The sequence below is a fragment of the Ruegeria arenilitoris genome (assembly GCF_013031355.1).
GTDB lineage: Bacteria > Pseudomonadota > Alphaproteobacteria > Rhodobacterales > Rhodobacteraceae > Ruegeria > Ruegeria arenilitoris_C.
On record NZ_WPZO01000003.1, the window covers coordinates 394,302 to 416,979 of the forward strand.

Genomic DNA, 22,678 nt, shown 5'->3' on the forward strand with positions numbered 1-22,678 from the left:
CTCAATTCGCGAAACCGATAAAACGGCGCACCGCCTGACCGTCGGTCAGGGCCCCGCCTCCGGCGACAACGATTTCGTCGCCATCCGAAAGGCCGGTCAGCACGCGAACCTCGCCTGTCTGGGTCGGCTCGATCGTGACAGGAACGTGACGAATGGTGCCTTCATCGGCACCTACCGGCGAAAACACCATGACGCCCAGCGCGCCTTCGGCATCCGCAACAATGGCCGAAGCCGGGATAACGATACCGGTCCGGGTATCTTGCACCTTCACGTTCACGGTAACGGACGAGCCTGGTAGAATCTGCAGCCCTTCGGGCGGAGTCAGTCCGAACTGGATGCGGAACGTCTGGCCAACGCTGGAGGTTTCGGCATCAAACTCGCGGATCTCAAGGGGAAACACTTCATCACTGGCAGGAAACTTCGCCGTAATTGCCAGCTCATCTTCTTGAGAAGACCGCTGGAACAGAATTTCGGGCACATCGACCTCGATCCGCAACTCGGACATGTCGTGAATGCGGACAATGGGCGCACCAGCCGACACCGTGGTAAAGGCCTCGACCGTCCGGCTGGACACCAACGCATCGAACGGTGCGGTTAGCGTAGCGTGTTCCAGATCGTATTCCGCATCCCGCACCGCGATCTCGGCCAGTTGTGCAGCCGTTTCCGCATCATCCACCGCCACCTGGCTGGCCGTCGTTCCGCGTAGGCGCGACAGACGGGCCAGGGTTCGATCGGCCTGATCCTTTTGCAGCACAGCTCGGTCATAGCGGCGCTGGAACGGGGCCTGATCCAGTTGCGCAATCAACCCGCCCTCGGGGATCACAAAGCCCTCGGTCACCGGCATTTTCACAATTTGGCCTGAGACCTGAAAGGCCAGATCAACAGTCTGCCGAGCGGCCACGCGCCCGAAGAACTGCCGTGAAAACCCGGGCGAGGTTTCTCGCACCTGCATCAGCTTGACCGGTTTGGCCGTGTCTTGTGCGACAACCGTAGTCGCCAGTGCGATCAGGGTCGCACTCAGAACAGAGAGGAGTTTCATTTCGTCAGTCCCTCGGGAATTCCCGTTTTCAGAATGTTGTCTCGAATTTTGCGCGCCAGTCGCGCGAATTGGGCAGTTTCTTCCGCATCCAGACCAGAGGCGCGGTGAAACAGGTCTCCGGCCACGGACACCAGCATGTTGCGCATCTCTTCGCCTTGCTCCGTAAGAACCAGCAGCCAGGCCCGACGGTCTTCCGGGTCGCGTTCGCGGGTCAGCAGCCCCGCCTTTTCCAACCCGTCCGCCGTCGCCGTAATGGTCGAAGGAACGGTCAGCATATCCGTGGCCAGAACGCCCATACGCTTGGGCTGATCCAGTTTGATCACCATGTGACATTCGGCATGGCTGAGATCCGTTTCGACACAGTCAAACGCCTCTTCCAGTTTCCAGTACAGTGCATACACCCCCATGATGGCCTGAATTTCAGGGCTGAGGCGGCCAAGCCTAGTGCTGATATCGTCTGACATACGTACTCTCCGGATGAGTCAGGCTGGTCATATACTTCGAATTTTGAACTATTCAAGATATGAAGCTGAAATAGGTTGAACCCCGCACATTCCGTTAGGTCACCATACCTTGATCAAACCCGGCTGTGACTGCATTTTAGGCGAACTCGAAACGTCCAGGACCCGCCATGTATACCCCTGCAATCACCGGCACCGGTGTTTTCACGCCCGAAAGCGTCATCACCAATGCCGAGCTTGTCGCCGCCTTCAACGCGTATGCCGACAAGCAGAACGCCGCGAATGCCGAAGCGATAGCAGCGGGCGAGATGGAGCCGATGCAGCACTCGTCAGAAGAGTTCATCCTCAAGGCGTCGGGTATCGAGAACCGCTATGTCATGAACAAATCGGGCGTTTTGGACCCAGATGTGATGCACCCCCTGCTGCGCCAGCGTAGTGACGACGAGCCGGGCATCATGACCGAGATGGCGGTGGACGCCTGCAACAAAGCGCTGGCTCAGGCCGGGCGCAGCGCCGAAGATGTCGATCTGGTGATCTGCGCCGCGTCGAACCACGAACGCGCCTATCCCGCGATTGCGATCGAGATTCAGCAGGCGCTGGGGATCAAGGGGTTCGGCTTTGACATGAATGTCGCCTGTTCATCGGCCACGTTCGGCATCCAGGCGGCGGCGGACATGATCCGCTCGGGGTCCGTGCGGTCGGCGCTGGTGGTAAACCCCGAGATTTGTTCGGGCCATCTGGAATGGCGCGACCGCGATTGCCACTTCATCTTTGGCGATGTGGCCACGGCCACGCTGATCGAACGGATCGAAGACGCGCAAGGCCCTCATTTCGAAATCCTCTCGACCCGCTGCGCCACCTCATTCTCAAACAACATCCGCAACAACAACGGCTTCCTGCGCCGCTCGCGTCCTGCCGGAGTGGTGGATCGTCGCGACATGCAGTTCATGCAGAACGGCCGCAAGGTCTTCAAGGAAGTGCTGCCGATGGTCAGCAAACACATCTCGGATCACATGGAGTCCGAAGGCGTGAGCAGCAGTGATCTGAAACGCCTATGGCTGCATCAGGCCAACAAGACGATGAACGATTTCATTGGGAAAAAGGTGCTGGGCCGCGAACCGGAAACCGGCGAGCAACCCAACATCCTTCAGGACTATGCCAACACATCCTCGGCCGGTTCGATCATTGCGTTCTCTAAATATTCCGATGATCTGACAGACGGAGATGTCGGGCTGATCTGTTCCTTCGGGGCCGGTTATTCCGTTGGCTCAGTGATCGTGAAGCGGCACGGGTAGCCCCGTCGTTCCAGCAGAGGAGATCTTTGCCATATGTTCTTGCGCCGGTTCTGAAAATTGATCACGGTGGTGATGAATAATACAGAGCAAAGTGAACTACTAACGCTGATCAAGGTCGCCTTTTGTGACAGAACCTACCTTTCGTCTTCAAGACCCGCGCCCGACGCAAAAAGAAAACCCTTACACATTCCATATCCCAAGCAAGGAAGAACTTGCCGAAGTCACCAAAGGGACAACCGTCAAACTGATCTTCAGTGCAGTTCCTGCTTCCGAGAAATACGATGCAGAGCGAATGTGGGTTATAGTTGAACACCGCGATGGCACCAACCTGGTGGGCAGACTCGACAATACTCCAGAAGACATTCCAGGGTTGAACCCCGGCGATCCGGTTGAGTTTCAAATTCATCATGTCATTGATGTTGATTGGGAAGACCCAGAACTGAATGCGCGCTTTGCAAGCGACTTCAACAACTGGTTTGCGCGTTGCTTCGTAGATGATGCGGTCCTGGAACGACGCGCCCGCGTCGGGTTTGTATATCGCGAAGACCCCGAACACGACGACGAAGACAAGTATCCTGATACCGGCTGGCGAATCCGCGCAGATGTAGAACAGCTATCGCAAGAGGAATACGATGATACACCGTGCAGCTATGTGGCCATCGGTGCAGTATTAAATTGCGACGATAGTTTTGTACATCTGCTCTCAGAACCTGTCGGCAGCAGGTTTTTGAGAACTGAAGGAGACACCTACGAGCTTTGTCGGGAAAACCAGTAAGCATGCTTAGCTGATAAAACCGATCAAAGCTGTTAGCCGCTCCACAACACCAGGATTGCTCAGCTCACGCTTTCCTCTTCCAGATGCAGCTTCATCTCGATCAGCACCTGTTGCAGCAGGCTGGTTTCTTTCAACAGGCGCTTGGCTTCGTTCACGGTGATAATACCGTCCTCGATGGCGGCCTGATATTCGGTCATCAGCATCGCGAACCGTTGGCTCAGGGCGATGACGTCCGAGTTCACCCCTCCGGTACGCGGTTTGTCCGTGTTGCGGCCATCGTAGGACAAGGTGATGTTCTTCAGGTCGGCCAGCGCCGAGGTGACATGCGGATAGGTCGAAACGGCCTCAAGCCGGGCCACGGCGTCCACCGGCATGAACCGGTCAACATGTTCGGCGTTGTCTGAATAATACCGGCCCAAAGTCGCCTTGGATTTGCCTGTGATGTCACATGCGGATTCAATGCCGACATCTTTGACCAATGCTTCGGTGTGTTTTTTCAGATAGGCCCCGATATCTGCCATGTTTTTACCTTTTCTGCCTGTCCCCCCCACAATATCTGCCACTGTGGGGGAAAGGGGAAAGAAATTTCCCATACTCGATTCTTAATTGAAATGTCATACATTGGCTATCCCTCAGATATTCGGGGGTTTTGTGAGTGAGTGACGGCAGTTCCGGCTGGTGATGAGTGATTGTGAGGCAGAATTTTAGCCTCGCTCTGTATTGGCCGCCTGTCGGCCAACGGCGTCGTTGTTGTTGATGTGGGGGATCCATCCCCCTTGAGCTTTACGCTCGGCCCCCGCACAACAACGGCGGCGTCGCTTCTTTCCCCCGATTTTGACATCTTGCCCAAGGGGATCAGGCGTTTTAGACCCGGGCGCATGGCAAAGCTCTACTTCAATTATTCGACCATGAACGCGGGCAAATCGACCGTGTTGCTGCAGGCCTCGCACAACTATCGCGAGCGGGGCATGGACACCTACCTGATGACCGCGGCGTTGGATGGGAGGGCCGGGGTGGGCAAGATCGCCTCGCGGATCGGGATTTCCGCCGATGCCGATACATTTTCGGTCGGCGATGACGTCTATGCGATGATTGAAGCGCGCCTGAACCAGGGCGCGATCGCCTGCGTTTTTTTGGATGAGGCGCAGTTTCTAACCGAAGAACAGGTCTGGCAACTGGCCCGCGCCGTGGATGATCTGCGTGTTCCGGTGCTGGCCTATGGGCTGCGGGTGGATTTTCAGGGTCATCTGTTCCCCGGCTCGGCGGTCCTGCTGGCGCTGGCCGATGAGATGCGCGAGGTCCGCACGATTTGCAAATGCGGCCGCAAGGCAACGATGGTGATTCGTCAGGACGAGAACGGCAATACCATCACCGAAGGCGCACAGGTGCAGATCGGCGGGAACGAGACCTATGTCTCGCTCTGCCGTAAACACTGGCGCGAGGCGGTCGGAACCTAAACCGGATTCGGCAACGCGTGGCCTGCAACAAAAGCTGCTACGTTGTCCAACGCCATGTGGCCCATATCGCTGCGTACTTCCTCGGTCGCGGTGCCCAGGTGGGGCAACAGGGTAACATTCTGCATGTCACGCAGAGCCTGCGGAACGGCGGGTTCGAATTCGTAAACGTCCAGACCTGCACCCGCGATCTCGCCCGATTGCAGCGCCGCAATCAGGGCCGACTCGTCCACGACCTCTCCGCGCGCGATGTTGATCAGGATGGCCGAGGGATTCATCGCCCCAAGCACCAAAGCGTCAATCAGATGACGGGTTTCCGCACCACCGGGGACGGCGAGGATCAGGAAATCGACAGAACCTGCCAGTGCTTTGAGATCGCTGGTGTACACGGCCGGAAAGTCCAAGTCTTTCGGACTGCGAGACTGATAGGCGACCTGCATTCCGAACCCGAAATGGCAACGGCGGGCGATGGCCTGACCGATACGGCCCATGCCGACGATACCCACACGCTTGCCGGTGACGTGATGGCCCAGCATCTGCGTTGGGTGCCAACCCTGCCAGTCACCTGAACGGACCAACCGTTCGCCCTCACCCGCGCGACGCGCGGTGGTCAGCAACAATGTCATGGCAATGTCGGCGGTGGCATCGGTCACCGCGCCGGGTGTGTTGGTAACGGCAACGCCAGCGGCACGGGCTGCGTCCACGTCGATGTGATTGTAGCCGACGCCAAAATTCGCCAGCAGCTTGCAGCGCGGGTTGGGCGCTTCGGCGAACACTTGAGCCGAGAATAGATCACCTAGTGTGGGCACAACCACGTCAAAGTCAGTCAGAGCGCGCAGCATCTCATCGCGTGTCAAAGGCAGCGTTTCACTGCGAATCTCGACATCGAACTCGGCACGGGCGCGGGCTTCGACGGCGGCGGTCATCGGGCGGGCAATAAACAGTTTCATCAGTGCATCCGCCCGCCGACAGGAACCTCACCATCCGGTCCGATCAGGACGATCTCGCCGTTTTCATCGGGCAGGCCCAGCACCAGAACCTCGGACATGAAGCGACCGATCTGGCGTGGAGGGAAGTTGACAACGGCCATCACCTGTTTGCCCACCAGCGTTGCCGGGTCGTAATGCGCGGTGACCTGGGCCGAGGTTTTCCGCTCTCCAATCTCATCACCGAAATCGATCCACATCTTGATCGCAGGCTTGCGGGCCTCAGGGTACGGTTCAGCGCGGATCACTTCGCCCACGCGGATATCAACTTTGAGAAAGTCGTCGAAGGTAATCTCACCCACGGGACAGCTCCTTGGATCGGTCGGTTGCGGCTTTGACCGCGCGGTGCAGCAGGTCGGGGAAGCCTTCTTCTTCGTGCATCAGCACCTCAAGCGCGGCTTGTGTGGTGCCGTTGGGCGAGGTCACGTTGATTCGCAATTGCGAGGGGTCTTCCTCGGCCGCCATCGCCAAGGCCCCTGCCCCGGCGACGGTGGATTTGGCCAGCTTCATCGCCAGCTCATGCGGCAGCCCCTGCGCCTGACCGGCGGCGGCCAGCGTTTCGATCAGGTGGAATACATAGGCCGGACCCGAGCCGCTGAGGCCAGTGACAGCGTCCATCTGCGCCTCATCGTCGAGCCGGACGGTCTCGCCAATGGCCGATAGCAAATTTTCGGCCAGCGCAACATCGGCATCCGACGCAATCGAATTGCCGATCAGCGCGGTGATTCCCCGCCGGATCGCGGCAGGTGTGTTTGGCATGGCGCGCACGATCGGCGTTCCCTCACCCAACACAGATTCGAATGTGGCGATCGAGGTGCCCGCAGCAACCGATACAAACAAGCTGCCCCCGCCGCCCAGCGCTTTGATCGCGGGCAGAGCCTCACCCATCATCTGCGGCTTGACGGCCACCAGCACCACTGCGGGCGCTTCGGGCAACGGAGTGTTGATGTTGACGCCTTGCGCCTTCAACCAGTCCGAGGGGTTCGGGTCGATCACCCAGACGGCTGACGCAGGAAGGCCATGCTCCAACCATCCGGCGAGCATGGCCGATCCCATCTTGCCGCAGCCCAGAAGCACCAGCCCCTGCTCGGCGACGCGTGACATGTCCATGATTGCCCCTCCCCTTAGTCGGCTTGGGGCAAAGCTTTACGCGCGGCCGTAGGCCTCTGCAATGGCGACTTGCATCGCTTCTTCAGGGGTCCGGTTGCCCCATGTGACCAGCTGGATCGCCGGGTAGTAACGCTCGGCGCTCAGCACCGCTGCGTTGATCATCGTGTCGATCTGTTCCGGGCTGGCCATCTGACCACCGGCCAGAACCAGACCGTAGCGATAGACCATCAGCTTCTGGTTGGCCCAGTACGTGAACGCCCCGGCCCAGCACTGATCGTTCATCTTGTTCAGCAGCTCGTACAGCTCGCTCTCACGCTCCGACGGTGGCTCCATTTCAAAAGAGCAGACCATCCGCAGGGTTTCGTCATAGTGCGACCAGGCCAGAGTGATCGAGTATGTGCGCCACTGCCCTTCGACAGCCATGGCAATCTGATCATCCCCGATCCGGTCAAAGTCCCAGTCGTGATGTTCAGCCAAATGTTCAACAATATCGATCGGATGAAGGTCTTCTTCGAGAAACTGCTCGGAAAGGGCCATAATGCCACCTCACTAATCTCTAGCATTTCGGGGCTGGCAGCGCCCCAGCGCTAGTTGCCTGCTCTACAAGCCGGGCTTCCCCCGTAGGCCTGTACTAAATATGGTGCGACGCAAGATGGGTTCTGGCAACCCTATTTATTGGGGATAACAGCAATAAGTTGTGGACAGAAGGCAACTAGGGTCAAAATATTGGCACTTCACGCAGCTTTGTCTTGATTAAATTCCGCAAGACGGCAAGATGCACAACACCGCACAACCCAAGGCCCGGATTGCGCGGCGTATGTCTTTTTCCGAAAAACTCTGAGCTGGACGTTACTTGTCCAGTTTCGCCTCAAGCGCGGCAATTCGAGCTTCAAGCGCTGCGTTTTCTTCGCGCGCTTTCTGGGCCATCGCGCGGACGGCGTCGAATTCTTCGCGCGTGACAAAATCGCGGTCGGCCAGCCAGCGGTCGATCATCGACTTCATCGCGTTTTCGGCCTCTTCCCGCGCACCCTGCGCCACACCCATGGCGTTGGTCATCAGCTGGGATACGTCGTCGAGAATCTTGTTGCGGGTTTGCATGGCTTTACTCCGAAATCGCGGTTGGTCTCTATATGGGGAATGATTACGCCGGGCTCAAGGTTGACTTGCCCCGCAAACCCCGGGCAATGAGACGCACATGCAGGCTGTTCTGAATTTCCCCGATCTGTCGCCCGAACTGTTCTCGATCTCGCTATTCGGGATGGAGTTCGCGCTGCGGTGGTACGCGCTGGCCTATATCGCCGGTATCCTGATTGCGTGGCGGATGGGGGTGATGGCGCTGAAGCGCCCGGCCCTTTGGCCCGACAAGACACCTCCAATGAAACCCGAACAGCTTGAGGATCTGATCACCTGGATCATCCTCGGCGTGATTCTGGGGGGGCGTCTTGGGTTCGTGCTGTTCTATCAGCCCTCTTATTACTTTTCGAACCCGCTGGAGATCGTGAAGGTCTGGCAGGGCGGCATGGCCTTCCATGGCGGGCTGCTGGGGGTGGTGATTGCATCTTACCTCTATGCGCGGCGTCACCAGATTCCGGTTCTGTCCATGGCGGACCTGATCGCTCATACAGTACCGCCGGGTCTGTTGCTGGGGCGGTTGGCGAATTTCATCAATGCCGAGCTCTGGGGCCGACCCAGCGAGTTGCCCTGGGCCGTGATCTTTCCGGGGGCGGCTGCACAGGACTGTACTGGTGTTGTCGCGGGCATGTGCGCGCGGCATCCGTCACAACTGTATGAAGCCGCGCTAGAGGGGTTGCTGCTAGGGGCCGTGCTGTTGTGGCTGGCCTATCGGCGCGGAGCCTTCCACAAGCCCGGCCTGATCATGGGCCTGTTCCTGGCGTGCTATGGCGCGTCACGGTTCATTGTCGAATTCTTCCGGCAGCCCGACGCACAGTTCATCTCGGCCGGTAACCCGCTGGGACTGGCCCTACAGGTCGGCGGGTACGGCCTGACGATGGGACAATTGCTGTCGCTGCCGATGATCGCGCTTGGCTTATGGTTCGCCTTGCGTGCAAGATCGGAATCATGAGCCTGAAAGATCATCTGCTGGCGCGGATCGCGCAAGACGGCCCGATGAGCGTGGCCGACTACATGACCGAATGTCTGCTGCATCCGACGCACGGCTACTACACCACCCGTGACCCGCTGGGCGCGCAGGGGGATTTCATCACCGCCCCGGAGATCAGCCAGATGTTCGGGGAACTGATCGGCCTGTCTCTGGCGCAGAGCTGGCTGGATCAGGGGCATCCGGACCATTTCGTGCTGGCCGAGCTTGGCCCGGGGCGCGGCACACTAATGGCGGACATGCTGCGCGCCACGGCCCGCGTGCCAGGGTTTCTTGATGCCGCCGAAATTGCGCTGGTCGAGGCCTCACCCGCCCTGCGGGACATGCAGGCGCAGACCTTGAAGGAGTTTAAGCCGCGCTGGATCGATTCGGTTGCGGACCTGCCCGAAGCACCGTTGTTTCTGGTCGCGAACGAGTTCTTTGACGTCCTGCCCATTCGCCAGTTCCTGCGTGACGGCGATAGCTGGCGCGAACGGTTGATCGGCCTGGATGGCGATGCGCTGAAATGGGGGCTGGGACCGCAGGGCGAACAGGTCGCGCTGAAGGATCGGCTGGATGACACCAAGGACGGCGATCTTGTCGAGCTGTGCCCGGCGGCCATACCCATCATCACCGTGATCGCAGGTCGAATCGGCACCCACGGCGGGGCTGGTCTGATCGTGGACTACGGTGACTGGCATTCGCTGGGCGATACGTTTCAGGCACTGCAGGCGCATGAGCGCACCGACCCTCTGGCCCTGCCCGGTCAGGCCGACCTGACAGCACATGTGGATTTCGAACCGCTGGCCCTGGCGACCCGCGCTGCGGGATGCGCCCATTCCCGCCTGACACCGCAAGGCGTATTCCTTGAACGGCTGGGAATCACCACCCGCGCGCAGGCGCTGGCTGCCCCTCTCGGCGGGTCTGAGCTTGAAGCGCTGGTTGCTGCACATCGCCGGTTGACGCACCCCGAGGAAATGGGAAACCTGTTCAAGGTGCTGGGCCTCTACCCCACCCCTTCCTCGCCGCCACCCGGACTGGAGCCATGACCCTGGAAATCCTGACCTCAGATTTGTTGTCGCCCATGCGCCACGGGTTCTTCAGCCGCCGCGGCGGCGCCTCATCGGGCGTCTTCGCTGGCCTCAACTGTGGCTATGGGTCGTCCGACCAGACCGAGGCCGTCACGGTGAATCGCAAGCGGGTGGCGCAGGCGATGGATGTCGCGCCCGAGGCGCTGATCGGTGTTCATCAGGTTCACTCGCCAACCGTCTTGACCGTGGACGCGCCGTTAAACGGCGAAAAACCCAAGGCTGATGCGGTGGTCACGGCAACGCCCGGCCTGGCGCTGACGATTCTTACGGCCGACTGCCAGCCGGTCCTCTTCGCCGATTCTGACGCAAATGTGATCGGGGCTGCCCATGCTGGTTGGCGCGGTGCGTTGGATGGGGTGCTTGAGGCAACGCTTGACGCGATGGAAGCCTTGGGCGCGAAACGGGAAAACACCGTGGCCGTGATTGGGCCGTCAATCTCGCAACGCGCTTATGAAGTCGGCCCCGAGTTTCTGGACGAGTTCATTGCCGATTCTCCGGAAAACCTGCAGTTCTTCGCGAATGGGAACGGGGACAGGCTGCAATTCGACCTGCCTGCGTTTGGCCTACACAGGCTACGCCAGGCTGGGGTCGGTCAGGCCGAATGGACACGCCACTGCACCTACTCCGATCCGGACAGATTCTATTCCTATCGCCGGTCGACCCACGCGAAAGAGGCCGACTATGGCCGCCTGATTTCAGCCATAAAACTTTAGGACCCTGCCTAGATTGCGGCAATATCGCCGCTTTTTCGCCACAATTGTCTTGTCTACCTAAGTCTAGACAATTCGATTTTTATTGTCCGCTCTCAGATGGTTATCAGCCTTTAGGCCAGCCAAGCGTGACATAACCGAAAAAGAGGAAACGCAAACCGTCCATTGTCCTGAATTCATCCCGGATCAGCCTTATCGCCGCCGCAATGGCGCTGCACATTGAGGACCCAGAGGAAAAACGGGGCGAAAGTTCCCAAACGGGCAGGACATGACATGAAGATGAAATCACGCTTTCTCAGCGCCGTGGTTGCGGCCACCAGAGAGCAACAGTTGGAGATGCCGTGGAAACGGGTTTCCAGCCACTCGGTCAGGGTCGCACGCCGTCTGGCGGCACGTCGCTGACCAAAAAGGGCCCCACAAGCCAAGCTGCCGGTTGTTTGGGGAACTGAAGACGCACAGCGGAGGAAGGCTCCGATCCGGTGTGTGACCTGCCGCCAATATTGTGTGCGGTTCAGGCTCGGGGCGTGTGTGCGCAGGCAATTCCGCCCGCGTTTGTATGAGTTTGTCTGGGGGGACCAGTGGTGACTAAAAGCGTAGGGATTTTCGTTGCAACAAGCGCCAACCGCGCCTGTTGTCCTGCGGTCACAAGCTTCTTTCCTGACAAAAGTAAATCCAATTGGACGGGCCTGTACGGGGGTTCGGTCTGTCTGAGCGGGGGTTAGAGGGGACTAAATTGAGAATGGGTATTCCACATTCGTTATCGCGCGCAGCCAGAAACGCCGTAGAAACTTCGGCGCTGCTGCGTGACGCACCAAGGCCAACAACACAGAAAAAGGCGCAGCTGCGGCGCTATGAAGTCAGCACGTTGATGAGAAACGGAGATGTCGTACAGACCCGTCACATCGCGCCTGCACTGCCGATGTTCGAAGACGCGTTCTGCGCCTTCACCCGGGGGTCTCTGGTCGAAACCGAATTCGGGCCAATGGCGATCGAAGATCTGCTGCCCGGCGATACGGTCCTGACGCAAAGCGGCGCCTCGGAAACGGTGCTGTGGAAAGGATCGGTTACGCTGGTTCCCGGGCGCGAGGACTCTCGTGGCCGGGCACGACCGCTGACACGGATCATGGCCGATACGTTCGGGATACAAAAGCCGATGTCGGGTGTCATCGCCGGCCCTGCCGCACGCCTGCTGGGAACGCCTGCGCACCTTCGGCATCTGCATGGCGACGATCAGGTTCTGACGCCGGTCCGCGAGTTTCAGGATGGCACAAGCATCATCGAAACGATGCCGCCGACACCGGTCGAGCTGTTTCACATCTGCCTCAAACGCCATGCGGTGATCAGGGTCGACGGGCTGCAGTTCGAATCCTATCACCCGGGCGTCAACACCATTCGCAAGGTCAGCCGGTCACTGAAGTCTATCTATCTGAACCTGTTCGCGCATATCGATACGCTGAGCGACTTCGGACCGCTGGTCCTGCCGCGCGCCGGAGACGGAGAGGTGGATGCGATAACCGCCTGAATCCGGGCTCATTCTGCAATGTGGGGGCATTATGCAGTTATTGTTAAGTTGGGTGTTTTACATGACGGTGGCAGCCTTTCTGCCATCGATGAAGCCACACCCAAGGGCGGCGGCGCTTACGCCGTCCGGCTCATTCGTTCTTCCAGAACATCAAAAGGTACGCCGGGCTCGTCTTTTGCGCCGCGGATGACCAGCGAGGTCTTAACGCTGGCCACGTTCGGCGTGGTCAGCAATTCGCCTGTCAGGAACTGCTGAAAACTGCTCAGGTCCGGTGCCACGCATTTCAGGATAAAATCCACCTCGCCGTTCAGCATGTGGCATTCCCGGACCAGCGGCCATTCACGACAGCGTTCCTCGAACGCGCTCAGCTCGAATTCGGCCTGGCTTTCCAGACCGACCATGGCAAAGACCTGAACCTCGAACCCCAGCTCGCGTGAGTTCACTTCGGCGTGGTAGCCGCGGATCAGGCCCGATTCTTCCAATGTCCGCACGCGCCGCAGGCATGGAGGCGCTGAAATACCCACGCGCTTTGCCAGCTCGACATTGGTCATGCGACCGTCTGCCTGCAATTCCGCCAGAATCTTGCGGTCAATCTCATCCAGCCGTATCGCGACCATCAAATGCTCCTGATTTTTGCGGTTGTTATATCAGCCCCCAAGGGATGCGCAATAATCTTTCGTGGACGCGCAATATTGTTTGTTTTCAATGTTCTTTTTTTGTGCGCCATTCATTGGGCGCATATCGGGTGTGAAACAGGAAGGGGCTTTAAGCGAGGCACAGGGGTCGCTATATCCATCCGCCAAGGGCTGCGCGCCCAAATCAGGCAGATCGAGTTGGGGGTACCATGGCCGAAACACGTCACACAAAGGTTCTGATCATCGGGTCGGGACCGGCCGGTTATACTGCAGGCGTCTATGCAAGCCGCGCGATGCTGGAGCCGATCCTGGTTCAGGGCATCGAACCCGGCGGTCAGCTGACCACCACCACAGATGTTGAAAACTACCCCGGCTTTACCGAAGTTCAGGGCCCTGATCTGATGGTCAAGATGCAGGAACACGCTCAGGCTATGGGCTGTGAGGTGATCGGCGACATCATCAGCGATCTGGATGTTTCGAAACGCCCCTTCACCGCCAAGGGCGACAGCGGCACCACCTACACCACGGATGCTGTCATTCTGGCCACCGGTGCGCGCGCCAAATGGCTGGGTCTGCCGTCGGAAGAGAAATTCAAGGGCTTTGGCGTTTCGGCTTGTGCCACCTGTGACGGCTTCTTCTATCGCGGGCAGGAGATCGTGGTGATCGGCGGCGGCAACACCGCCGTGGAAGAGGCACTGTTCCTGACCAACTTCGCCAGCAAGGTGACCCTGGTCCACCGCCGCGACGAGCTGCGGGCCGAGAAGATCCTGCAGGATCGGCTGCTGAAGCACGAAAAAATCGAACCGCTGTGGTTCCACGAGCTGGAAGAAGTGATTGGCACCGATGCCCCGCTGGGCGTCGAAGGCGTGCGCGTCAAGAATGTCAAAACCGGCGAGATTACCGAGATCCCCTGCAAGGGCGTCTTTGTTGCCATCGGCCATGCTCCGGCCAACGAACTGGTCAAGGACACGCTGGAAACCCACATGGGTGGCTATGTCGTGACCAAGCCGGGCTCGACCGAGACCTCGGTCCCCGGTGTCTTCGCCGCCGGCGACCTGACCGACCACATTTATCGTCAGGCTGTTACCAGCGCTGGCATGGGGTGTATGGCCGCGCTGGATGCAGAACGCTTCCTGGCGGAGCAGGATTAACCCGATGCTGGAGTTCTCCGGCCCCGTCTGGAGAATTCTGTTTTTGTCACAGATAGACGCCCCTCTGGCCCCCGCACAGGCGCCCGAGGGGCGTTTTCATTACGCGGGTCAGAGGGCGCTGTATGCCTCTCTCACAGCAGAGGGCGCCGGGGTCGCGATCCGGCGGTATGTGTCGGACGGTGACCCTCCACGGGTCTTGCAGCGCGCGCGCATCATAGGCTCTCGACTGGTGGACCTGCGCGGACGACCCGACGTTTCGATTGTCTGGCAGGGCATCCGCGACGTTCAGGGACGCTCACCCACATGGCGATTTTCAGACGAAGCCCGCGCCGAGGGGGCCGACGGGGTGCTGTACAGCTCACGCTCGCGTCCCGAACTCAGCCATGTCGTGCTGTTTGACCCCTCCCCTGCCCTGATCCGCACGGACGCCGCGGCAACAGAATGGGTCCCGTCTTATTCTTGACCCACTCGCCCGCCCGTATCAGACTCGGGTGCACGCAAAGCGAATACAGGTGAATTGATTGAACAGCGTTCTATGGCGAGGCGGGTGGACAACCCGGCTGAGGATCGGCAGCGGCCTGATCCTGTTTACCTTTGCCTTCTTTCATTTCATCAATATCGGGCTGGGGCTGTTTCACACCGATTATCTGCACGGAATGCAGGATGGTCGCAAAGCGGTCACCCGCCACGATGTCATGAGCTTGGTTTTGTATGCTGCGCTGTTGCTACATGCAGGGCTGGCGCTGTTTTCGATCAGCCAGCGCAGAACGCTGCGGATGCCGCTGTCGACGGGGTTGCAGGTTGTGCTTGGTTTGCTGATCCCGCTGCAGCTGATCTCTCATATCGTGCACACGCGCTATGCACATGAAATCTATGACGTAAATGACGAGATGGGCTATATCATCGTCCTGATGTGGCCCGGCACCGTGATCTGGATGCAAAGCCTGCTGTTGTTGGTGGTGTGGGTTCATGGCTGCATCGGGCTGCATATGTGGCTGCGGCTGACCCACTGGTGGTCGAAAACTGTGCCCTATCTGATCGGTGTAGCGGTATTCATCCCCTCGTTCGCGCTCGCCGGGCTGCTGACCGAGGGGCGGCGCATCTGGGCGGATTTCGCCGATCCGTTCCTGCGCGAACAGTATATCGAGCATTACAACTGGCCCTCTCCCGAGGCCTTCGAGGCCATGTTCAGCGTCAAGGACAATGCGCTGATGGCCTTCTGGATTGCGTTGGGGGCAGCGCTGGCAGTGTTTGCGATCCGCAAGCTCTGGCGTCGAAGGCATTCCGTGCGGGTGAAATATGTCGAAGGCCCCGAGGTCGTGGCCGAAAAGGGTATGACCCTGCTTGAGATTTCACAGGCCAATGGCATTCCGCACACGGCCCTGTGCGGCGGCAAGGGGCGCTGCACTACCTGCCGGGTGATCGTCGAAGACGGCGCTGACTCACTCCCCGCCCCCGAAGAGGTTGAGGCCCGCAGTCTCAATGCCGTTGGCGCCCCGAAGGGCGCGCGGCTGGCCTGTCAGATCCGTCCGACCGAACCTCTTACAGCGTATCGCATGTTCCGCCCGGAAGGAGGGCGGCACCGTGCCCATGCAAGCCAGGGGCAAGAGCGCAAACTGGCCGTTCTGTTTCTGGACATGCGCGGGTTCACGTCACGCACCACTGGCCAGTTACCCTATGACATCGTGTTCCTGCTGAACCGGTTCTTTGATGCCATTGTTCCGGCGATCACCGCAGATGGCGGCGTGGTCGACAAATACATGGGCGATGGCCTGCTGGCCGTGTTCGAAACGCCCGACGCCGAAAGCTCGGCCCGGGCGGGGTTGAAAGCTGCGACCGATGTCAGCCGCGCCCTCGCCCAGTTCAACCAGCGACTTGAGGCCGAAGGCAGCCCCCGCATACGTATCGGGATGGGGTTGCATCTGGGTGATCTGGTGCTTGGGGAAATCGGCGCTGCCGGTCACGCAGCACGCACCATCATCGGCGACGCGGTCAACGTGGCCAGCCGACTTGAGGGTCAGACCAAAGCCCTGGGGGTCGAGCTTCTGGTCTCGGAGGAGTTGCTGCAGGTTGCAGGCTATGAAGGCGATCAAAGCGGCATGAGGTCTTTTGATTTGCGCGGTGTAACGCGACCGATTCCGGCTCTGCCGGTGACAAGCGCCTCGGAGCTGTTGCTGGTCACCGCATGACAGGAACAGACGTGCTGAATCTGCACGACAACTGCGCGTCTGCAGAAATTAAGTCGTGAAAAGCTGCGCCAGCCGAAATTTCCTTCCAATCCCGGCAAAAACGGCGCATATCGTCCTTAATTTCGTGAATGTATATGGACTTCAACCAGTAGTCGGGGCAAATGCCCCGCAAACACCCCTGAACCACCGGTAAAACCGAACTTCGACAAGAGTATTCCTATGACGATGTTAAGCAATCTGGCTCCCATCCCTGAGCTTTATGTATCTTATGAATCGGCTCAAAAGCTGAAAGTAGAAGCCGCCGACCTGACCAGCTGGGATCTGAGCCCGCGTCAGATCTGCGATCTGGAGCTTCTGATGAATGGCGGGTTTAACCCGCTCAAGGGTTTCCTGTCCGAGGCAGATTACGACAATGTTGTCGAAAACATGCGCCTGGCTGATGGCACCCTGTGGCCGATGCCGATCACGCTGGATGTCAGCGAAGATTTTGCCGAAACCGTCGAATTGGGCCAGGACATCGCCCTGCGTGATCAGGAAGGTGTCATCCTCGGCACCATGACCGTGACCGACCGCTGGACCCCGAACAAGGCACGCGAGGCCGAAAAGGTCTTTGGCGCCGATGACGACGCCCACCCCGCCGTAAACTACCTGCACAACGTGGCAGGCAAGGTCTATCTGGGTGGCCCCGTCACCGGTATCCAGCAGCCCGTCCACTATGACTTCCGCGGCCGCCGCGACACCCCGAACGAGCTGCGCGCTTATTTCCGCAAGCTGGGCTGGCGCCGCATCGTTGCGTTCCAAACCCGCAATCCGCTGCACCGCGCGCATCAGGAACTGACCTTCCGCGCCGCGAAAGAAGCGCAGGCCAACCTGCTGATCCACCCGGTCGTGGGCATGACCAAGCCGGGCGACGTCGATCACTTCACCCGCGTGCGCTGCTATGAGGCGGTTCTGGACAAATACCCGGCCTCGACCACCTCGATGTCGCTGCTGAATCTGGCAATGCGTATGGCAGGCCCGCGCGAAGCAGTCTGGCACGGCCTGATCCGCGCCAACCACGGCTGCACCCACTTCATCGTTGGCCGTGACCACGCCGGCCCCGGCAAAAACAGCCAGGGCGAAGACTTCTACGGCCCCTATGACGCGCAGGACCTGTTCCGCCAGTTCCAGGACGAGATCGGCGTCGAGATGGTCGATTTCAAGCACATGGTCTATGTGCAGGAACGCGCCCAATACGAGCCGAATGACGAAATCGAAGACAAGGAAAACGTCACGATCCTGAACATCTCGGGCACCGAACTGCGCCGCCGTCTGCGTGAAGGCCTGGAAATCCCCGAATGGTTCTCCTTCCCTGAGGTGGTTGCAGAGCTGCGCCGCACCTCGCCGCCCCGTTCAGAGCAGGGCTTTACCGTGTTCTTCACCGGCCTTTCGGGCTCGGGCAAATCCACCATCGCCAACGCGCTTATGGTTAAGCTGATGGAGATGGGCGGCCGTCCGGTAACGCTGCTGGATGGTGACATCGTTCGTAAGAACCTGTCCTCGGAACTGGGCTTCTCGAAAGAGCACCGCGACCTGAACATCCGCCGCATCGGCTACGTGGCCAGCGAAATCACCAAGAATGGCGGCATCGCCATCTGTGCTCCGATTGCGCCTTACGCCACCACCCGCCGCGCCGTTCGGGAAGACATCGAACAGTTCGGCGCCTTCTGCGAAGTGCACGTTGCGACCTCGATCGAGGAATGCGAACGCCGCGATCGCAAGGGCCTGTACAAGCTGGCGCGTGAAGGCAAGATCAAAGAGTTCACCGGCATCTCAGACCCCTATGACGTGCCTCAGAACCCTGAGCTGAGCGTCGAGACCGAGAATGTGGACGTCGACAACTGCGCCCATCAGGTTCTGCTGAAACTGGAAAGCATGGGTCTGATCGCCGCGTCGTAAACCGGCACCAGAAACATTCAAAGGCCCTCGCGTCGCGGGGGCCTTTTTTCTTGGTCAGAGCTCGGCACGGATGGCCGCGACGGCGCGGGCTTCGAAGTCTCCATACTCCGCCGCTTTGGCCTGCATCTCCCTCAGGTGCGGCAGACGGGTGGCATAATCCTCGGCTGAGGCCGCCTGAATTGCGCGTTGAATATCGACCTCGGACTCGCACATGATCATGCCCGACGTATCGAAGAAATCGCCGATATTCGGACAGCCCCAGTAAATCGGCACCGTCGAGCACAGGATCGCGTCCGTCAGCTTTTCCGAGAAATAGTTCCGCTCCCGCACATTCTCGATCACCACGGAATAGCGGTACGGGGCCAACCCGTCGGACTTGCGGTCAAACGGCGTATAGCCACGACCCATGATATCCACATCCGCGCCGGTTTCCCGCACCCAGTTGATCACCGAATGGCGCAATTGGTGCCCTTCAAGGTCACGTTTGGCCGACGCGATCAGCGAACAGGACTTGGTTTTCGTGACATCAAGATTCTGCCAGTCAGGCACCATAGTGACGCCATAGGGCAGGAACACTGCATTTGGGATGCCTTTCAACAGCACGTCGTGGAAAGTCAGCACCCGGAAGAACCGCCGCCACGTATAGCGCAGCATCCGGTCGTGTTTGCCATGAATGGCCGACGGTTCGCCCATCATCAGCGATATCCGCGCGCGGGTACCCCTACGCAGGCGCAAGTGCACGGTCGAGTTCGGATACATGATCAGGTGATCGGTGGGCTCCAGATCACCAACCGTTTTGCCGATCAGCCGGTCTGGGCAGCCCTCGGGCCAGTTCAGCTCGGACAACGGGACCGAAGCCAACTTCGGCCCCAACCGATGCCCGTAAGGCAAGATCGCAATTGCGGGTCGGGTCATTGCACGATCTCGGGCAGATCGACCTGACCGCGCATCAGAATATGGCCGCGCCCCGCGACCTTGATACCAGTCATCTCATCCGGCGGGCCAACGCGGGTGACAGTGGCCTGACCCGGGCGCCCCATGTCGTGACCCTGCTCGGCGATGAACGTGTCTTTGGGCATCAACCCGTGTTTCCACAGATAGGCTGCCATAGCGCCGGTGGCCGATCCGGTGAACGGGTCCTCGGGCGGACTGGGCGGCGCCATCAACAGGCGCGAGAACGTGTCGCCTGCCTGGGTTGCGCCCTTGAGTGTGACGAGAAAAGGTTCGGCCATGTCTGAACCGGAAAACCCTGCCATTTCCGTGATTTTGCCCAGCGCGCCCGCGTCCAGCTTTGCGGCGCGCAGAGCCTCATGATCACACAGAACAGTGATGCAGAACGGCAGCCCGGTGGACACGAATTGCGGTGGGGAAATGATGGTGTCCTGTGGCAGGCTGATGGCTTCGGCGACAAGCTCGGTCGGGACTGAATTGCCGAATTTCGGCGCGACCTGCGTCATCTCGATCTCATCCCCGTGCAGACGGATCGAGACAATCCCGGCGCCCGTTTCAAGCGTCAGCGTATCGCCCTGAAACAGGCCCCGCGACCGCATCGCGGCCACGGTGGCGATGGTGGGGTGCCCGGCAAAGGGAATCTCGCGGCTGGCCAGGAAATAGCGCACCCGGATATCGGCCACGTCGGATGGTCCGGTAAAAGTACATTCAACCAAAGAGGTTTCGCGCACATAGGCCATGCAGACCTCTTGTGTCAGCACAGCGCCACCATGAACCACGGCACAGCCATTACCGCCGAATGCACGGTCGCTGAAGGCGTCTACCCAGTCAAAGTCAAACCAGCTCATGTGTTGCGCCCTTTCGATATGCGAACCGTTACAGGTCCGCATATCTCGCCCGCGGGGCGGCAGATGTCACGGGGAAATCGTGCGGCTCAGTGGACAGCCACCGGCGAGAAGTCATGCTCTCGCGCCAGAACAAAGGCCAGCTTGCGGTCGGCGACCAGCGCCAGTTGCTGACCGTCGGAATCGTGAACGGCGTAAAGCTGATCCAGATCGCCCGCCTGCTCGCGTACTTCCCGAGGCAGATCAGCGACGTCGACAGCTTTCACATAGACGATCCGGTCGCCCTCGGCGTTCAGCTCAATCGGTGTATTCATTGCTCTTACCCCTTTCTTATGTTGATCGTTTGCACCACGGTTTCGGGCACGGCACGAGTCAGATCCACATGCAGCAGACCGTTTTCCATGATCGCCTCGCCCACCTCGACACCGTCGGCCAGCACGAACATGCGCTGAAACTGACGCGCCGCGATACCACGGTGCAGGAAAATACGCCCCTCGCTGTCGTCGCGTTGACGGCCCCTGATCACCAGTTGGCGATCCTCGATGGTGATCGACAGATCCTCTTCCGCGAAACCGGCAACGGCCAGTGTAATGCGATACGAAAAGTCCGAGGTCTGCTCGATGTTGTAGGGCGGGTATCCTTCGTTGCCAGCCTTTGCAGACCGTTCCAGAAGGCGTTCCAGCTGCTCGAACCCCAAAAGATGCGGGTATGAGCCAAGAGTAAGTTTCGACACGTATTTTCGTCCTTTATTGTCAAAGCGACGTGTGGTGCGGCCCCGTTCTGGCGACCGCGTAGAATAGAATATGGGAATATGCGGGGATGTCCACAAGGTCTGGCCGGATAAAGCCTGACACACTATCTTGTGTGTTAAGCACCACAAAAGGCACTGAGTCGCACATGAACGCGCCCACCGATCTTTCGATGAAAACAGACGAGGTTTTGCGGGTTGAACTGGAGGTTTTCCGCCGCCAGCACCGTGATCTGGACGAGGCGATCGAAGCGCTGCAAGCCACCGGCACAGCCGATCAACTGACGATCAAACGGTTGAAAAAGCAAAAACTGCGGCTGAAGGACATCATTCGCCTGATCGAAGACCGTTTGACCCCTGATATCATTGCCTGACGCATTGCCACGAAGTCGGTTTTGGCTATAGTGCGCGCTCTCTCAGAAGGCGGGGAAGCAAGCGGATGAGCGACGTGAAAGTGGGGATCATCATGGGCAGCCAGTCGGATTGGCCCACGATGAAAGAAGCAGCTGACATTCTGGATGAGCTGGGCATTGCATATGAGAAACGCATCGTCTCAGCACACCGCACCCCCGACCGTTTGTGGGACTATGGCAAAACCGCCGTATCGCGCGGGCTGAACGTGATCATTGCAGGGGCCGGTGGGGCCGCGCATCTGCCGGGTATGATGGCCTCGAAAACGCGGGTGCCGGTGATCGGCGTTCCAGTGCAGACGCGGGCGCTGTCGGGTGTCGATTCACTGTATTCCATCGTCCAGATGCCCAAGGGGTTCCCCGTGGCAACCATGGCGATCGGATCGGCTGGCGGCGCGAATGCAGGCTTGATGGCCGCCGGCATTCTGGCCTTGCAGGATGACGCTCTGGCGCAGCGGTTAGACGCGTGGCGTGAGGCTTTGTCGGCCTCGATCCCCGAGGAACCACAGGGATGAGCCGGATCGGGTTCATCGGCACTGGCCATATCGCGGCACCAATCGCACGCCTGCTCGCCCGTAAAGGGCACGAGATTTTTGTGACCGAGCGCAACGCCTCGGTCTCGGCTGCGCTGAAAGCCGAAATCAACGCGACGGTAAGCGATCCGCAGTCGGTGATTGACCAGTCTGAGATTGTGTTTTTGTGCCTGCGCCCGCAAATCGCTGCCGAAGTACTTGGTCCGCTGACCTTTGGATCCGAACATCGGATCGTTTCTGTCATGGCCGCGGTTTCCGAGGAAGAACTCAGATCGCTGTGTGCCCCTGCCGCGGATTTCGTGCAAACGATCCCGTTGGGCTTTCTGGAACAGGGCGGCTGCCCTATGGCGGCTTATGGGAACGATCAGCTGCTGGCCGACCTGTTGGCCCCCGAAAATCCGGTCGTCAAAGTGGCAAGCGAAGCATCGCTGAATGCCCATTTTGCGATCTGCGCGATGGTTCCCGGTATTCTGGATCTGTTGGCGACCGGCTCGGAATGGCTGGCCGATCAGACGGGCGATGCTGACGGCGCAGAATTCTACACGACGCAGTTGATGGCAGGGTTTCTTGCGACCATGAACAAAGGTCAGGCCGGACGGCTTGCCGCCGAACGCGATGCGCTGGCCACTGACGGAACGCTGAGCCTTCAAATGACGCAGGCCCTGCAAACTGACAAGGCGCATCAGGCCTTGCGCGACGCCCTGACTGCAATCGGCAAACGGCTGGAGACCTGAATA

At 59.4% G+C, this 22,678-nt stretch carries 28 protein-coding genes; 15 read left to right on the plus strand and 13 right to left on the minus strand.

Translation table 11 applies throughout. The features are described from left to right. Position 1: 1 nt before the first annotated feature. Both GOX63_RS10480 and GOX63_RS10485 read right to left on the minus strand, forming a co-directional pair. The gene (locus tag GOX63_RS10480; RefSeq protein ID WP_170325910.1) at positions 2–1,039 is read right to left on the minus strand and encodes an efflux RND transporter periplasmic adaptor subunit; all 1,038 of its coding nucleotides are present in this window, start codon (positions 1,037–1,039) and stop codon (positions 2–4) included. Beyond that, positions 1,036–1,503: a MarR family winged helix-turn-helix transcriptional regulator gene (locus GOX63_RS10485; RefSeq protein ID WP_170325911.1), complete on the minus strand. Its 468-nt coding sequence runs from the start codon at positions 1,501–1,503 to the stop codon at positions 1,036–1,038. Before GOX63_RS10485 ends, GOX63_RS10480 begins: the two co-directional genes overlap by 4 nt. A 167-nt stretch (positions 1,504–1,670) precedes the next feature. On the opposite strand from GOX63_RS10485, the gene GOX63_RS10490 reads away from it, so the two are divergent. Both GOX63_RS10490 and GOX63_RS24105 read left to right on the plus strand, forming a co-directional pair. Beyond that, positions 1,671–2,795, plus strand: coding sequence for a beta-ketoacyl-ACP synthase III (locus GOX63_RS10490; RefSeq protein ID WP_170545673.1), 1,125 nt, complete (start codon positions 1,671–1,673; stop codon positions 2,793–2,795). Positions 2,796–2,919: 124 nt separating this feature from the next. Next, a complete protein-coding gene (locus tag GOX63_RS24105; RefSeq protein ID WP_170325913.1) occupies positions 2,920–3,570 on the plus strand; it encodes an immunity protein Imm33 domain-containing protein in 651 nt (216 codons plus the stop codon). A 59-nt stretch (positions 3,571–3,629) separates the two neighbouring features. Here GOX63_RS24105 and GOX63_RS10500 read toward each other — a convergent pair whose 3' ends face one another. Continuing rightward, positions 3,630–4,091 carry a hypothetical protein gene (locus GOX63_RS10500; RefSeq protein WP_170325914.1) on the minus strand — a complete coding sequence of 154 codons (462 nt, stop codon included), beginning with the start codon at positions 4,089–4,091 and terminating at the stop codon, positions 3,630–3,632. 357 nt (positions 4,092–4,448) lie between these two features. On the opposite strand from GOX63_RS10500, the gene GOX63_RS10505 reads away from it, so the two are divergent. Continuing rightward, complete coding sequence (locus tag GOX63_RS10505) at positions 4,449–5,027, plus strand: thymidine kinase (RefSeq protein ID WP_170545675.1); 579 nt, start codon at positions 4,449–4,451, stop codon at positions 5,025–5,027. On the opposite strand, the gene GOX63_RS10510 is transcribed toward GOX63_RS10505, so the two are convergent. The 5 genes from GOX63_RS10510 to GOX63_RS10530 all read right to left on the minus strand — a co-directional run bounded on the left by GOX63_RS10510 (position 5,024) and on the right by GOX63_RS10530 (position 8,218). Further along, complete coding sequence (locus GOX63_RS10510; RefSeq protein ID WP_170325916.1) at positions 5,024–5,974, minus strand: 2-hydroxyacid dehydrogenase; 951 nt, start codon at positions 5,972–5,974, stop codon at positions 5,024–5,026. The genes GOX63_RS10505 and GOX63_RS10510 overlap by 4 nt on opposite strands. Beyond that, a complete protein-coding gene (locus GOX63_RS10515) occupies positions 5,974–6,312 on the minus strand; it encodes a tRNA-binding protein (RefSeq protein ID WP_170325917.1) in 339 nt (112 codons plus the stop codon). The genes GOX63_RS10510 and GOX63_RS10515 overlap by 1 nt, the downstream gene beginning before the upstream one ends. Next, a complete protein-coding gene (gene proC, locus GOX63_RS10520; RefSeq protein ID WP_170325918.1) occupies positions 6,305–7,120 on the minus strand; it encodes a pyrroline-5-carboxylate reductase in 816 nt (271 codons plus the stop codon). The genes GOX63_RS10515 and proC overlap by 8 nt, the downstream gene beginning before the upstream one ends. Before the next feature lie 36 nt (positions 7,121–7,156). Beyond that, complete coding sequence (locus GOX63_RS10525; RefSeq protein ID WP_170325919.1) at positions 7,157–7,657, minus strand: YbjN domain-containing protein; 501 nt, start codon at positions 7,655–7,657, stop codon at positions 7,157–7,159. Between the two features lie 312 nt (positions 7,658–7,969). Further along, positions 7,970–8,218 carry an accessory factor UbiK family protein gene (locus tag GOX63_RS10530; protein WP_050604795.1) on the minus strand — a complete coding sequence of 83 codons (249 nt, stop codon included), beginning with the start codon at positions 8,216–8,218 and terminating at the stop codon, positions 7,970–7,972. A gap of 97 nt (positions 8,219–8,315) precedes the next feature. Here GOX63_RS10530 and lgt point away from each other — a divergent pair, with 97 nt between their 5' ends. The 5 genes from lgt (at position 8,316) to GOX63_RS10550 (ending at position 12,541) form a co-directional block, all read left to right on the plus strand. Then, complete coding sequence (gene lgt / locus GOX63_RS10535; protein WP_170325920.1) at positions 8,316–9,203, plus strand: prolipoprotein diacylglyceryl transferase; 888 nt, start codon at positions 8,316–8,318, stop codon at positions 9,201–9,203. After that, entirely contained in the window at positions 9,200–10,267 is a 1,068-nt protein-coding gene (locus tag GOX63_RS10540; protein ID WP_170545677.1) for a class I SAM-dependent methyltransferase, read from the plus strand. The genes lgt and GOX63_RS10540 overlap by 4 nt, the downstream gene beginning before the upstream one ends. Next, positions 10,264–11,022 carry a peptidoglycan editing factor PgeF gene (gene pgeF / locus GOX63_RS10545; RefSeq protein ID WP_170545680.1) on the plus strand — a complete coding sequence of 253 codons (759 nt, stop codon included), beginning with the start codon at positions 10,264–10,266 and terminating at the stop codon, positions 11,020–11,022. Before GOX63_RS10540 ends, pgeF begins: the two co-directional genes overlap by 4 nt. A 270-nt stretch (positions 11,023–11,292) precedes the next feature. Beyond that, positions 11,293–11,421 carry a hypothetical protein gene (locus GOX63_RS23985; RefSeq protein ID WP_302477124.1) on the plus strand — a complete coding sequence of 43 codons (129 nt, stop codon included), beginning with the start codon at positions 11,293–11,295 and terminating at the stop codon, positions 11,419–11,421. Positions 11,422–11,758: 337 nt separating this feature from the next. Beyond that, the gene (locus tag GOX63_RS10550; RefSeq protein ID WP_170325923.1) at positions 11,759–12,541 is read left to right on the plus strand and encodes a Hint domain-containing protein; all 783 of its coding nucleotides are present in this window, start codon (positions 11,759–11,761) and stop codon (positions 12,539–12,541) included. A gap of 116 nt (positions 12,542–12,657) precedes the next feature. Here GOX63_RS10550 and GOX63_RS10555 read toward each other — a convergent pair whose 3' ends face one another. Further along, positions 12,658–13,158, minus strand: a complete 501-nt coding sequence (locus tag GOX63_RS10555; RefSeq protein WP_170545683.1) for an Lrp/AsnC family transcriptional regulator — start codon at positions 13,156–13,158, stop codon at positions 12,658–12,660. Positions 13,159–13,385: 227 nt separating this feature from the next. Here GOX63_RS10555 and trxB point away from each other — a divergent pair, with 227 nt between their 5' ends. The 4 genes from trxB (at position 13,386) to GOX63_RS10575 (ending at position 18,454) form a co-directional block, all read left to right on the plus strand. After that, positions 13,386–14,327: a thioredoxin-disulfide reductase gene (gene trxB, locus GOX63_RS10560; protein ID WP_170325924.1), complete on the plus strand. Its 942-nt coding sequence runs from the start codon at positions 13,386–13,388 to the stop codon at positions 14,325–14,327. Positions 14,328–14,331: 4 nt separating this feature from the next. Continuing rightward, positions 14,332–14,790: an RES family NAD+ phosphorylase gene (locus tag GOX63_RS10565; protein ID WP_170545686.1), complete on the plus strand. Its 459-nt coding sequence runs from the start codon at positions 14,332–14,334 to the stop codon at positions 14,788–14,790. Positions 14,791–14,848: 58 nt separating this feature from the next. Next, positions 14,849–16,516: an adenylate/guanylate cyclase domain-containing protein gene (locus GOX63_RS10570; RefSeq protein ID WP_170325926.1), complete on the plus strand. Its 1,668-nt coding sequence runs from the start codon at positions 14,849–14,851 to the stop codon at positions 16,514–16,516. Positions 16,517–16,735: 219 nt separating this feature from the next. Further along, entirely contained in the window at positions 16,736–18,454 is a 1,719-nt protein-coding gene (locus GOX63_RS10575; protein WP_170325927.1) for a bifunctional sulfate adenylyltransferase/adenylylsulfate kinase, read from the plus strand. Between the two features lie 54 nt (positions 18,455–18,508). Here GOX63_RS10575 and GOX63_RS10580 read toward each other — a convergent pair whose 3' ends face one another. From GOX63_RS10580 to GOX63_RS10595, 4 genes are all read right to left on the minus strand, one after another. Beyond that, positions 18,509–19,369 carry a glycosyltransferase family 10 gene (locus GOX63_RS10580; RefSeq protein ID WP_170325928.1) on the minus strand — a complete coding sequence of 287 codons (861 nt, stop codon included), beginning with the start codon at positions 19,367–19,369 and terminating at the stop codon, positions 18,509–18,511. Beyond that, positions 19,366–20,253, minus strand: coding sequence for a PhzF family phenazine biosynthesis protein (locus tag GOX63_RS10585; RefSeq protein ID WP_170325929.1), 888 nt, complete (start codon positions 20,251–20,253; stop codon positions 19,366–19,368). Before GOX63_RS10585 ends, GOX63_RS10580 begins: the two co-directional genes overlap by 4 nt. 86 nt (positions 20,254–20,339) lie before the next feature. Next, positions 20,340–20,564 (minus strand): DUF1150 family protein, encoded by a 225-nt coding sequence (locus tag GOX63_RS10590; RefSeq protein ID WP_170325930.1) that lies wholly within the window; start codon positions 20,562–20,564, stop codon positions 20,340–20,342. A 5-nt stretch (positions 20,565–20,569) separates the two neighbouring features. Further along, a complete protein-coding gene (locus tag GOX63_RS10595; RefSeq protein ID WP_058275530.1) occupies positions 20,570–20,983 on the minus strand; it encodes an Hsp20 family protein in 414 nt (137 codons plus the stop codon). 164 nt (positions 20,984–21,147) lie between these two features. On the opposite strand from GOX63_RS10595, the gene GOX63_RS10600 reads away from it, so the two are divergent. The 3 genes from GOX63_RS10600 to GOX63_RS10610 all read left to right on the plus strand — a co-directional run bounded on the left by GOX63_RS10600 (position 21,148) and on the right by GOX63_RS10610 (position 22,675). Then, positions 21,148–21,372, plus strand: coding sequence for a YdcH family protein (locus GOX63_RS10600; protein WP_170325931.1), 225 nt, complete (start codon positions 21,148–21,150; stop codon positions 21,370–21,372). A gap of 65 nt (positions 21,373–21,437) precedes the next feature. After that, positions 21,438–21,923: a 5-(carboxyamino)imidazole ribonucleotide mutase gene (purE, locus tag GOX63_RS10605; protein ID WP_170325932.1), complete on the plus strand. Its 486-nt coding sequence runs from the start codon at positions 21,438–21,440 to the stop codon at positions 21,921–21,923. Beyond that, on the plus strand, positions 21,920–22,675 hold the full coding sequence (locus GOX63_RS10610; RefSeq protein WP_170325933.1) for an NAD(P)-binding domain-containing protein: 756 nt from the start codon (positions 21,920–21,922) through the stop codon (positions 22,673–22,675). The genes purE and GOX63_RS10610 overlap by 4 nt, the downstream gene beginning before the upstream one ends. The last annotated feature ends 3 nt before the right edge of the window (positions 22,676–22,678 follow it).

Coding starts and splice junctions, on each gene's coding strand:
- GOX63_RS10480 (WP_170325910.1), bottom strand. CDS start 1,039: ATGAAACTCCTCTCTGTTCTGAGTGCGACCCTGATCGCACTGGCGACT.
- GOX63_RS10485 (WP_170325911.1), bottom strand. CDS start 1,503: ATGTCAGACGATATCAGCACTAGGCTTGGCCGCCTCAGCCCTGAAATT.
- GOX63_RS10490 (WP_170545673.1), top strand. CDS start 1,671: ATGTATACCCCTGCAATCACCGGCACCGGTGTTTTCACGCCCGAAAGC.
- GOX63_RS10500 (WP_170325914.1), bottom strand. CDS start 4,091: ATGGCAGATATCGGGGCCTATCTGAAAAAACACACCGAAGCATTGGTC.
- GOX63_RS10505 (WP_170545675.1), top strand. CDS start 4,449: ATGGCAAAGCTCTACTTCAATTATTCGACCATGAACGCGGGCAAATCG.
- GOX63_RS10510 (WP_170325916.1), bottom strand. CDS start 5,974: ATGAAACTGTTTATTGCCCGCCCGATGACCGCCGCCGTCGAAGCCCGC.
- proC (WP_170325918.1), bottom strand. CDS start 7,120: ATGGACATGTCACGCGTCGCCGAGCAGGGGCTGGTGCTTCTGGGCTGC.
- GOX63_RS10525 (WP_170325919.1), bottom strand. CDS start 7,657: ATGGCCCTTTCCGAGCAGTTTCTCGAAGAAGACCTTCATCCGATCGAT.
- GOX63_RS10530 (WP_050604795.1), bottom strand. CDS start 8,218: ATGCAAACCCGCAACAAGATTCTCGACGACGTATCCCAGCTGATGACC.
- lgt (WP_170325920.1), top strand. CDS start 8,316: ATGCAGGCTGTTCTGAATTTCCCCGATCTGTCGCCCGAACTGTTCTCG.
- GOX63_RS10540 (WP_170545677.1), top strand. CDS start 9,200: ATGAGCCTGAAAGATCATCTGCTGGCGCGGATCGCGCAAGACGGCCCG.
- pgeF (WP_170545680.1), top strand. CDS start 10,264: ATGACCCTGGAAATCCTGACCTCAGATTTGTTGTCGCCCATGCGCCAC.
- GOX63_RS23985 (WP_302477124.1), top strand. CDS start 11,293: ATGAAGATGAAATCACGCTTTCTCAGCGCCGTGGTTGCGGCCACCAGA.
- GOX63_RS10550 (WP_170325923.1), top strand. CDS start 11,759: ATGGGTATTCCACATTCGTTATCGCGCGCAGCCAGAAACGCCGTAGAA.
- GOX63_RS10555 (WP_170545683.1), bottom strand. CDS start 13,158: ATGGTCGCGATACGGCTGGATGAGATTGACCGCAAGATTCTGGCGGAA.
- trxB (WP_170325924.1), top strand. CDS start 13,386: ATGGCCGAAACACGTCACACAAAGGTTCTGATCATCGGGTCGGGACCG.
- GOX63_RS10565 (WP_170545686.1), top strand. CDS start 14,332: ATGCTGGAGTTCTCCGGCCCCGTCTGGAGAATTCTGTTTTTGTCACAG.
- GOX63_RS10575 (WP_170325927.1), top strand. CDS start 16,736: ATGACGATGTTAAGCAATCTGGCTCCCATCCCTGAGCTTTATGTATCT.
- GOX63_RS10580 (WP_170325928.1), bottom strand. CDS start 19,369: ATGACCCGACCCGCAATTGCGATCTTGCCTTACGGGCATCGGTTGGGG.
- GOX63_RS10585 (WP_170325929.1), bottom strand. CDS start 20,253: ATGAGCTGGTTTGACTTTGACTGGGTAGACGCCTTCAGCGACCGTGCA.
- GOX63_RS10590 (WP_170325930.1), bottom strand. CDS start 20,564: ATGAATACACCGATTGAGCTGAACGCCGAGGGCGACCGGATCGTCTAT.
- GOX63_RS10600 (WP_170325931.1), top strand. CDS start 21,148: ATGAACGCGCCCACCGATCTTTCGATGAAAACAGACGAGGTTTTGCGG.
- purE (WP_170325932.1), top strand. CDS start 21,438: ATGAGCGACGTGAAAGTGGGGATCATCATGGGCAGCCAGTCGGATTGG.
- GOX63_RS10610 (WP_170325933.1), top strand. CDS start 21,920: ATGAGCCGGATCGGGTTCATCGGCACTGGCCATATCGCGGCACCAATC.